Origin of the sequence: Rhodococcus globerulus NBRC 14531, assembly GCF_001894805.1 — a bacterium.
Lineage (GTDB): Bacteria > Actinomycetota > Actinomycetes > Mycobacteriales > Mycobacteriaceae > Rhodococcus_F > Rhodococcus_F globerula.
This window is the reverse complement of sequence record NZ_BCWX01000001.1, coordinates 1,019,058-1,029,010: the sequence shown is the minus strand read 5'-3', so window position 1 is coordinate 1,029,010 and position 9,953 is coordinate 1,019,058. Positions and strand designations below refer to the sequence as shown.

The following is a 9,953-nucleotide window of genomic DNA, read 5'->3' as shown; positions in this document are numbered from 1 at the left end:
GCCCACAGCCTCTCTTCCACACCATTACGCACACGCTGTGACGCACATCTCGCCGCCACAACTTGTACCGATCTCATCTACCCTCAATGAGCCAGAACGATCCATCATCTCCGATGGGCCGCAGGCATGACAAAGCCACACCCAGACATATCGAGTTTGAAGTGAAGGTTCGTTACAGCAACAAGCCACAATTCGCCCACCGCGAAGGCTCGTCTCAGGATCCGACAATCGCAGCGGACAACCCCCTCCCTCACTACCGTTCCGACGGGCACGATCGAAGCAGTTCCGCGCACGGGCCTATCGCGCGCGCGAATCCCCGCGTAACCGCCCGATAAATGTACAGGCTCGGCAATTCGCGAGGAATCGCGCTGTTCACGGGCCTTTTTATCCAGACAAATCGACCGCCGTCAGCCGGTTCGGACTTCGGTCGGGTCCTACTCACGAAGAAACGCGCCGACTATGCGCCGACGCGTTTCTCCGTACCTCACAACTCATTCACACGAGCGTAACGCCCGTCACATTCTGCAGATACTCAGCGCTGACGCCCGGTGCCAGCTCCACCAGCGCAATGCCCTCCGGTGTGACATCCAGCACGGCCAGATCGGTGATGATGCGATGTACCACACCTTGGCCCGTCAACGGCAAAGTGCACCGCTCGAGGATCTTCGGGTTTCCCTCCCGGTCGGTATGCTCCATCACCACGATCACGCGGCGAGCGCCGTGGACAAGATCCATCGCGCCGCCCATGCCCTTGACCATCTTGCCGGGCACCATCCAGTTGGCGAGATCACCGGTACTCGACACCTGCATGCCACCGAGAACGGCAGTATCGATGTGGCCGCCACGAATCATGCCGAAGGACAGTGCAGAGTCGAAGAACGCGGCGCCTGGATTGACGGTGACGGTTTCCTTGCCCGCGTTGATGAGGTCGGCGTCGACCTGATCCTCGGTCGGGTACGGCCCGGTGCCAAGGATGCCGTTCTCGCTGTGCAGTACGACCCTCACGCCCTCAGGAAGATAGCTCGGGATCAGTGTCGGCAGTCCGATTCCCAAATTGACGTATTCGCCCGGCCGCATCTCCGCAGCCGCACGTGCGGCCATCTCGTGGCGAGTCCAACCGACACGAGTTTCCTCCGAACTGGTCACTTGGTGCCTCCTGAGACGGTTCGCTTCTCGATCCTCTTGTCTTGCACACCCGTATGTACGACCCGCTGGACGAACACACCGGGAAGGTGAACGTGTGCCGGGTCGATTTCGCCGGGCTCGACCAGATGTTCCACCTGTGCGATGGTGATCCGACCAGCCATTGCGGCAAGAGGATTGAAGTTCATCGCGGTCTTGTTGAAGACGAGGTTGCCTTCGGTATCGCCGTAGTCGGCATGCACCAATGCAAAATCCGCGGTAATCGATTCTTCCAACACATAGCGGCGATCCCCGAAAACGGCGGTCGCCTTGGGCGGAGAAGCGACGGCAATGGATCCGTCGGAGTTGTAACGCCAGGGCAACCCGCCCTCTTCGATGGGCGTGCCCACGCCGGCCGGCGTGTAGAACGCCGGGATGCCGGCGCCGCCCGCACGCAGACGCTCTGCCAGAGTCCCCTGCGGCGTCAGCTCCACTTCGAGCTCACCCGAAAGGTACTGGCGTGCAAACTCTTTGTTCTCCCCCACGTACGACGCCGTCACCCGGGCAATGCGATGAGCACTCAGGAGAATTCCGAGACCGTAATCGTCGACACCACAGTTGTTGGAGAACACTTCCAGATCGGTGGCGGTACCCTCGGCGATAGCCGCGATCAAGGCGTCGGGAATTCCGCACAGTCCGAACCCACCGACGGCCAGAGTGGACCCGCTGGCGATGTCGGCAACCGCGTCGAGTGCCGAACTCACAACTTTGCTCATGCGTTGTTCTCCTTACTCGGGGAGGATACCGGCGCGATGCAGCAGTTTCTCGGCGTGACGCAGAACGGGCGCGTCCACCATCTTGCCTTCGAAGGCAAACACACCACGTTCATGGGCCACTGCCGCAAGAACCCTTTGTGCCCAGTCGATTTCCGACTCCGACGGCGCGAACGCTGCGCGGATGACATCAACCTGGCTGGGGTGAATCGCAACCTTGACGTCGAACCCGACGGCAACGGCGTCGGCGGATTCGACGCCAAGTCCGACCAGGTCCTTGATGTCGAGGTACACGGAATCGACAGCCAGTCGGCCGTAGCTCTTCGCTGCCAGCAAGGTATTCGAGCGAACGTGCCTCGCAACGTCGCGGTACGAACCGTCCTGATGACGACTGGCATTGCCTCCGAGACCGGCGATCAGGTCCTCAGCGCCCCACATCACGCCGATGGTGTTGGCCGCCAGAGCGATTTCCTGCACGGCCAGTGCGCCGAGCGGCGACTCGACCAACGCAACGACCTCGGCGGGGGCCAGCGAGAGAACGTCGTCGGCCGATTCGCACTTGGAGAGCATCAAACGCGTGTAATGCGTGCCGTCGAGGGCAAGCAGGTCGAGTTCGTGCTCGCGAGTGCCGACGGGATTGACGCGCACCACCGTGCGTTCCGGGTCGAGCGGTGTGTCGATCAGCGCGGTGCGCGCTGCCTCCTTGTCGTCAGCGGCAACGCCGTCCTCGAGGTCGAGAATGACAACGTCGGCTGCCGCCGCAGCTTTTGCATAGCGCTCCGGGCGATCTGCCGGGCAGAACAACCACGCCGGCCCCGGCGGAATCCACGTCACGACGATTCTCCTTGCGGCCTCAACTGCACCAACGTTTTACGAGTTGCCACGGCCACGACGTCGCCGTGCTGATTACGACCGGTGTGGACCAACGTCACGATGCCTTCACCCGGGCGGCTCTTCGATTCACGCTTGTCGGCGATCAACGTCTCCGCATACAGGGTATCGCCGTGGAAGAGCGGCTTCGGGAAACTGATGTCCGAGAACCCGAGATTTGCCACGATGGTTCCCTGCGTCAATTGTGCAACCGAAAGTCCCACGATCGTCGACAGCGTGAACATCGAATTGACCAGGCGCACACCGAACTGTGTGTCCTCGCTGTACGCGGCGTCGAGATGCAGTGCCTGCGTGTTCATTGTCAACGTCGTGAACAGTACGTTGTCGGCCTCGGTGACCGTGCGGCCTGGGCGGTGTTCGTAGATTGCGCCAAGTTCGAACTCCTCGAACCAGAGTCCGCGCTGAGTGATCTTCTTGGTCTCTGCGTTGTTCATCTGAGAGTTCGTCACAACCCCGCCTCACGTGCGATGAGCATCAACTGCACCTCGGTAGTGCCTTCGCCGATCTCCAGAATCTTACTGTCACGGTAGTGCCGCGCGACTGCGTATTCGTTCATGAATCCGTATCCGCCGTGGATCTGGGTGGCGTCGCGGGCGTTGTCCATGGCAGCTTCGGAGGAGATGAGCTTGGCGATGGATGCCTGCTTCTTGAACGGCTTGCCGGACAGCATCAGTGCGGCCGCGTCGTAGTACGCGGTGCGGGCCACGTGGGCGCGAGCTTCCATGCGCGCGATCTTGAACGCGATGGCCTGGTTCTGACCGATGGGGCGTCCGAATGCCTCGCGTTCCTTCGCGTACTTGATCGACTCGTCGACGCAACCCTGGGCGGCACCGACGCTCAACGCCGAAATGGCGATGCGACCTTCGTCGAGAATGCGCAGGAAGTTCGCGTAGCCGCGGCCACGCTCACCGAGCAGGTTCTCTTCGGGGACACGGACATCCGCGAACGTGAGCGGGTGGGTGTCGGAGGCATTCCAGCCGACCTTGTTGTAAGCAGGCTCAGCCGTGAATCCCGGCGTCGTGGTCGGCACGAGAATCGTCGAGATTTCCTTCTTGCCGCCGTCCTTGACACCCGTAACCGCGGTGACCGTCACGAGCTTCGTGATGTCGGTGCCCGAGTTGGTGATGAACTGCTTGTTGCCGTTGATGATCCACTCGCCGCTGTCGAACTTGGCGGTGGTCTTGGTTCCACCGGCGTCGCTACCGGCGCCAGGCTCGGTCAATCCGAAGGCGGCAAGCGACTTTCCGCTGGTGAGCTGCGGCAGCCACTCTTCCTTCTGCGCGTCGTTGCCAAATCGGTAGATCGGCATGGCGCCGAGGGACACTCCGGCTTCGAGAGTGATCGCAACACTCTGATCCACCTTGCCCAATTCCTCGAGCGCGAGGCACAGGGCAAAGTAGTCGCCGCCCATTCCGCCGTACTCCTCGGGGAACGGCAGACCGAACAGGCCCATCTCCGCCATCCCGGCAACAACCTCGTACGGGAAGGTGTGATTGGCGTCGTGCTCGGCGGCAACCGGCGCCACAACTGTCTTGGCGAAGTCCGCAACGGTCTTGGCCAACTGCTGGTACTCGTCCGGAAGCGCTCCGGTGGCAAGGTAATCGGACATCAGGCTTCTTCCTTCTGAGTCGTGTTCTCGGTGTCTTCTTCTGCAGTGTCTGCTTCGGCGGTGGGTACGACGCGGGCCAGAATCTGATCCACCATCACCTGATCGCCCTGACGGACAAGCACTTCCACGGTTCCGTCGATCGGCGAGGTCAGCGAGTGCTCCATCTTCATGGCCTCGACGACCACCAGTGACTGCCCCGCCGACACGGCTGCGCCGTTCTCGACGTTGACCGCGATCACCGCACCCGGCATCGGACTTGCGATTTCGGCATCACCGGCGTGCGCGTCGTCGCCTCGGACGCTGACCTCGGCAACTTCGCGGACATGCCAGGTTCCGCCGCCGGCCAGCCACAACCCACCCTCGGTCTCGGCCACGACAAACGTGCGCCGACGCCCGTCGATCACCACAGCCAGTTCCGATCCCGTCAAGCCGGCACTGAAAGCCTGCGGCTGCGATCCTTCGACCTCGACCTTTGCGTCTGTGGGAGTCCCGACTATCGACACATGCGCAATCCGGGTTCCGGCCGACAGGCGGATGCTGGTCGGAGCCGGAGTCCCCACGCGCCATCCGCTGGGAACGTCCCAAGGGTCTACCGATGCTGCAGTCGTCCACCGTGCCAGCCAGCGATAGGCCGCAGCGGCAATGAGGACCTCGTCCGTGGCGTCTGCCGCGACAAAGTCTTCAACCCGACGATCGAGGAGGCCGGTATCGAGGTTGCCCGCGATCACATCCGGATCGGCAAGGAGGAAGCGTGCAAATTCGATGTTGGTGACCACGCCGAGAACCGCGGTGTCGCCGAGCGCACGATCGAGCTTGCGCAAAGCACCGGCGCGGTCGGAAGCGTGTGCGATGACCTTGCTGAGCATCGGGTCGTAGTCGCTGCCGACGACGGTTCCCTCGAGCAGGCCCGAATCGACGCGTACGCCCGATCCCGACGGCTCGACGAGACCGACGACGCTGCCACCGGTCGGTAGGAATCCGCGTCCCGGATCTTCGGCGTACACGCGGGCTTCGATGGCGTGCCCGGTCAAGGTGATGTCGCTCTGCTCGAAAGCCAGCTTCTCCCCGGCCGCGACGCGTACCTGCCACTCGACCAGGTCGAGTCCGGTGACCATTTCGGTGACCGGGTGCTCGACCTGCAGTCGGGTGTTCATCTCCATGAAGAAGAACTCGTCCGGCTTGTCGGCCGAAACGATGAACTCGACGGTACCGGCACCGGTGTAGTCGACGCTGCGAGCGGTATTGCACGCTGCTGCGCCGATGCGGTCGCGCGTCACCTGATCCAGCAGGGGTGACGGCGCCTCTTCGATGACCTTCTGGTGACGTCGCTGCAGGCTGCACTCACGCTCACCGAGGTGAACGACGTTGCCGTGCTGATCGGCGAGAACCTGGACCTCGATGTGCCGGGGCCGCAGGACAAATCGTTCGAGGAACAGCGTGTCGTCACCGAACGACGACGCGGCCTCGCGGCGAGCGCTGCGCAGCGCTTCCGCCAGATTGGCCGGATCTTCGACCAACCGCATACCCTTACCGCCGCCGCCTGCCGAAGGCTTGACGAGTACCGGGTAACCGATGTCCTCAGCTGCCGCGATCAGTTCTTCGTCGGTCAGATTCGGGCGAGCGATACCCGGAACCACCGGGACGTCGAATGCCGCCACCGCGTTCTTTGCGGTGATCTTGTCGCCCATCACCTCGATGGCACGCTCGTTTGGCCCGAGGAACGCGATCCCGGCCGCGGCACAGGCTGCCGAGAAAGCCGAATTCTCCGACAGAAAGCCGTAACCCGGGTGAATACCCTGGGCACCGGTGGCCTTGGCGGCGTCGATCACCTTGTCGATGACGAGGTAGCTCTCGCGCGCCGGTGCAGGACCGATGTTGACGGCAGTATCGGCTTCTCGGACGTGGCGCGCATTGGCGTCGGCGTCGCTGTAGATGGCAACGCTGCGAATTCCCAACTCGCGCAACGTGCGAATCACACGAACAGCGATCTCACCACGGTTGGCAACGAGGACGGTATCTATGGTGCGAAGCTCAGTCATCTCTCTCACATCCTGAAGACGCCGTAGGAGACCGGCTCGATCGGCGCGTTTGCACACACCGAGAGAGCCAGGCCGAGAACAGTTCTGGTATCTGCCGGGTCGATCACGCCGTCGTCCCAGAGTCGAGCAGTGGAGTAGTACGGATTGCCCTGCGCCTCGTACTGCTCACGGATCGGCGCCTTGAACGCTTCTTCGTCGTCAGCCGACCACGGGTTACCAGCGCTGTCGAGCTGTTCGCTGCGAACTGTCGAGAGCACCGACGCGGCCTGCTCGCCGCCCATGACCGAGATGCGCGCGTTGGGCCACATCCACAGGAAGCGAGGCGAATACGCGCGTCCACACATGGAGTAGTTGCCCGCGCCGTACGAACCGCCGATGACCACCGTCAGCTTAGGAACCCGTGCACACGCGACGGCCGTGACCATCTTGGCTCCGTGCTTGGCGATGCCGCCGGCCTCGTAATCGCGTCCCACCATGAAGCCGGCGATGTTCTGCAGGAACAACAGCGGAACACTGCGCTTGTCGCACAGTTCGATGAAATGTGCACCCTTCATGGCGGATTCGCCGAAGAGCACGCCGTTGTTGGCGATGATGCCGACCGGATGGCCTTCGATGTGGGCGAAACCGGTCACGAGCGTCTTGCCGTATTCAGCCTTGAACTCCTGGAACGCGCCACCGTCAACGAGCTTGGTGATCACCTCGTGAACGTCGTACGGCGTACGGGGATCGGTCGGGACGACGTCGTAGAGTTCGCTCTGGTCGGCGACGGGCGGAACTGTCGAGATCACGTCCCAGGGGCGCTCGGAGCGGGGGCCAAGTGTGGCAATGATGTTGCGCACGATCCGAAGTGCGTCGCGGTCGTCCTCGGCAAGATGGTCGGTGACGCCCGAAACCTTGGAGTGCAGGTCGCCGCCGCCAAGCTCCTCGGCTGTCACGATCTCGCCGGTCGCAGCCTTCACCAGCGGCGGTCCGCCGAGGAAGATGGTGCCCTGATTACGAACGATGACGGCCTCGTCGCTCATTGCCGGTACGTAGGCGCCGCCGGCGGTGCACGAACCGAGAACTGCAGCGATCTGGGGAATCCCCTTGGCGCTCATGGTTGCCTGGTTGAAGAAGATCCGGCCGAAGTGCTCACGGTCCGGAAAGACTTCGTCCTGACGCGGCAGGAAGGCGCCGCCGGAGTCGACCAGGTAGATGCAGGGAAGGTTGTTCTGCAACGCCACTTCCTGCGCACGCAGATGCTTCTTCACCGTCATCGGGTAGTACGTGCCACCCTTGACCGTTGCGTCGTTGGCGACGATGACACATTCGCGCCCCGACACCCGGCCGATTCCTGTAATCACGCCGGCACCGGGGCACTCGTCGTCGTACAGGCCGTTTGCGGCCAGCGGGGACAACTCCAGGAAGGGACTGCCCGGATCGAGCAGTGAATCCACCCGATCTCTGGGAAGCAGTTTCCCTCGACTGACGTGCCGATCCCTCGATTTCTGGTTGCCGCCGAGGGCGGCTTGAGCCAGTTTCTTCTTCAGTTCATCCACCAGAACGGTGTGATCGGATCGGTATCCCGACCCTTGCGTGATTCCACTGGGAGTCATCCCGCCGCCTTCGCCATGAGTTAATGCTCGATAACTGAAACTAGATTAACTATGATTAACTGAGTTGTCCAGGTCACACGCGAAGAAAGATCAAAAGAATGCCCTCTGAGCAGGTAACGGCTCCGACCCGGCGCGATCAGATGAAGGCGGATCGCAGACGTCAACTCCTCGGCGCCGCCGCACGCCTGATCGCCGAACGTGGATTCGTGAGCGTTCGACTCGAGGATCTCGGCGCCGCCGCCGGAATCAGCGGACCTGCCGTATACCGGCACTTCCCCAACAAGGATGCCGTCCTGGTGGAACTGCTCGTCGGGATCAGCACCCGGCTGTACGAGGGCGGTTCGGCCGCAACCGAGACAGCCGACTCCCCGACGTCAGCGCTCGACGCCCTCGTAGAGTTCCATCTCGACTTCGCACTCGGTGAACCGGACCTGATCCGCATCCAGGATCGCGACCTCGAAAGCCTGCCGGCCGACGCGCGACGGCAAGTCCGCCAGACGCAGCGCAAATACGTGGAACTGTGGGTCGGAGTCCTCGAACAGCTCGATCCGACGCTCGACGAAGCGGACGCGCGAATCAAGGCCCACGCCACATTCGGCCTGATCAACTCCACTCCGCACAGCGCCAACCCGGCGTCGCCTGCCCGAACGCGCCGCGTCCTGCGCGCTATGACGCTCGCCGCACTACGCACACCCTGAACCGGACACTGCAAAATCAGTGGCAGACTGGTTGCACCAGCTAACAGATGAGGGTGCCGTGCCGAACGTGGAAGACAGTAGTGGAATCAGTCGAACAGATTTCGCCGAACTGCGAACCGAGTTCTCCCGATTCATGATGCTGTACCAATTCGGTATCGCCGAACTGATGACCAAGGTGAATATCCTCAAGGACGAGTTCACCCACATCAATCAGTACAGTCCGATCGAACACGTCGCATCTCGGGTGAAGACACCGGAGAGCATCATGCGCAAGGCCGAGCGACTCGGCATTCCGATCACCATCGAGGACATCTCGAAGAACATCTTCGACATCGCCGGCGTGCGCATTACCTGCAGCTTCATTTCCGACACCTATCGGATCGCCGAAATGCTCACCAGCCAGTCGGATCTGCGGGTGATCGAGCGCGAGGACTACATCGCGAACCCCAAGCCCAACGGCTACAAGAGTCTGCACCTCATAGTCGAAGTGCCCGTCTTCATGAGCGACCGCGTCTCTTACGTGCCGATCGAACTCCAGATCCGTACCATCGCAATGGATTTCTGGGCCAGTCTCGAGCACAAGATCTACTACAAGTACAACCGGGACGTGCCGGCCGAACTGCTCGACGAGCTCACCGAAGCCGCAGCCGCCGCACACCGTCTGGACGTCAAGATGGAGCGACTCAACGACGAGTTCGCCAAGATCAAAGCTCTCCCTCATCCCGACGACGAGAGCGTCGAACTCGAACTGCCGACTCAGTTTCTCAATGCCCTGCGTCTACAACGCGGGCTCTGATCACTGCCTAGACAGATTTCTGCCCAGGCAAAAGTGCGCCCTCCTCTATGGGGAGGGCGCACTTTTCAGACCAAGCGATATGCCTATTTCTTGCCCGTCACGGCGCTGTAGCCGAGGGACAGAACTGCAGCTGCCGCGATGCTGATGATCCAGCGAATCCAGTCGATTCCGCCGGTATCACCCTTGTCCGAGATGGCGCCCCACACCCAGTATCCGATCAATGCACCGGCGACACCGAGGACGATGGTGATGATCATCCCGTACTGCTGCTTACCTGGCAGCACCAGGCGCGCAAGGATTCCGATTACTGCACCGAAAATAATGGTTCCGATGATCTGTCCCATGACAGCCCCTCTCACATGTCGTGCATGCGTGCGGCCGAAAAATCTCCGCCCAGTCGAACAATAACCACAGTTACAGGTAACAGTCG

At 61.9% G+C, this 9,953-nt stretch carries 10 protein-coding genes; 2 read left to right on the top strand and 8 right to left on the bottom strand.

Translation table 11 applies throughout. The features are described 5' to 3' along the window. Positions 1 to 495: 495 nt before the first annotated feature. The 7 genes from RG2_RS04600 to RG2_RS04570 are packed head-to-tail and all read right to left on the bottom strand — an operon-like array spanning position 496 to position 8,029. Positions 496 to 1,146, bottom strand: coding sequence for a 3-oxoacid CoA-transferase subunit B (locus tag RG2_RS04600; protein ID WP_033236939.1), 651 nt, complete (start codon positions 1,144 to 1,146; stop codon positions 496 to 498). Beyond that, on the bottom strand, positions 1,143 to 1,898 hold the full coding sequence (locus RG2_RS04595) for a CoA transferase subunit A (RefSeq protein WP_033236940.1): 756 nt from the start codon (positions 1,896 to 1,898) through the stop codon (positions 1,143 to 1,145). Before RG2_RS04595 ends, RG2_RS04600 begins: the two co-directional genes overlap by 4 nt. 12 nt (positions 1,899 to 1,910) lie before the next feature. Beyond that, entirely contained in the window at positions 1,911 to 2,729 is an 819-nt protein-coding gene (locus RG2_RS04590; protein WP_033236941.1) for an HpcH/HpaI aldolase/citrate lyase family protein, read from the bottom strand. Further along, positions 2,726 to 3,220 carry a MaoC family dehydratase gene (locus RG2_RS04585; RefSeq protein ID WP_033236966.1) on the bottom strand — a complete coding sequence of 165 codons (495 nt, stop codon included), beginning with the start codon at positions 3,218 to 3,220 and terminating at the stop codon, positions 2,726 to 2,728. The genes RG2_RS04590 and RG2_RS04585 overlap by 4 nt, the downstream gene beginning before the upstream one ends. An 11-nt stretch (positions 3,221 to 3,231) precedes the next feature. Continuing rightward, entirely contained in the window at positions 3,232 to 4,395 is a 1,164-nt protein-coding gene (locus RG2_RS04580) for an acyl-CoA dehydrogenase family protein (RefSeq protein ID WP_033236942.1), read from the bottom strand. Next, complete coding sequence (locus RG2_RS04575; protein ID WP_033236943.1) at positions 4,395 to 6,434, bottom strand: acetyl-CoA carboxylase biotin carboxylase subunit; 2,040 nt, start codon at positions 6,432 to 6,434, stop codon at positions 4,395 to 4,397. The genes RG2_RS04580 and RG2_RS04575 overlap by 1 nt, the downstream gene beginning before the upstream one ends. A gap of 5 nt (positions 6,435 to 6,439) precedes the next feature. Beyond that, a complete protein-coding gene (locus RG2_RS04570; RefSeq protein ID WP_033236944.1) occupies positions 6,440 to 8,029 on the bottom strand; it encodes a carboxyl transferase domain-containing protein in 1,590 nt (529 codons plus the stop codon). 98 nt (positions 8,030 to 8,127) lie between these two features. On the opposite strand from RG2_RS04570, the gene RG2_RS04565 reads away from it, so the two are divergent. Both RG2_RS04565 and RG2_RS04560 read left to right on the top strand, forming a co-directional pair. After that, positions 8,128 to 8,727 carry an SACE_7040 family transcriptional regulator gene (locus RG2_RS04565; RefSeq protein ID WP_033236945.1) on the top strand — a complete coding sequence of 200 codons (600 nt, stop codon included), beginning with the start codon at positions 8,128 to 8,130 and terminating at the stop codon, positions 8,725 to 8,727. A gap of 67 nt (positions 8,728 to 8,794) precedes the next feature. Then, positions 8,795 to 9,523 carry a GTP pyrophosphokinase gene (locus tag RG2_RS04560; RefSeq protein WP_045071233.1) on the top strand — a complete coding sequence of 243 codons (729 nt, stop codon included), beginning with the start codon at positions 8,795 to 8,797 and terminating at the stop codon, positions 9,521 to 9,523. An 83-nt stretch (positions 9,524 to 9,606) separates the two neighbouring features. Here the strand turns inward: RG2_RS04560 and RG2_RS04555 are convergent, their stop codons facing one another. After that, positions 9,607 to 9,867 (bottom strand): GlsB/YeaQ/YmgE family stress response membrane protein, encoded by a 261-nt coding sequence (locus RG2_RS04555; RefSeq protein WP_033236946.1) that lies wholly within the window; start codon positions 9,865 to 9,867, stop codon positions 9,607 to 9,609. Positions 9,868 to 9,953: the final 86 nt, after the last annotated feature.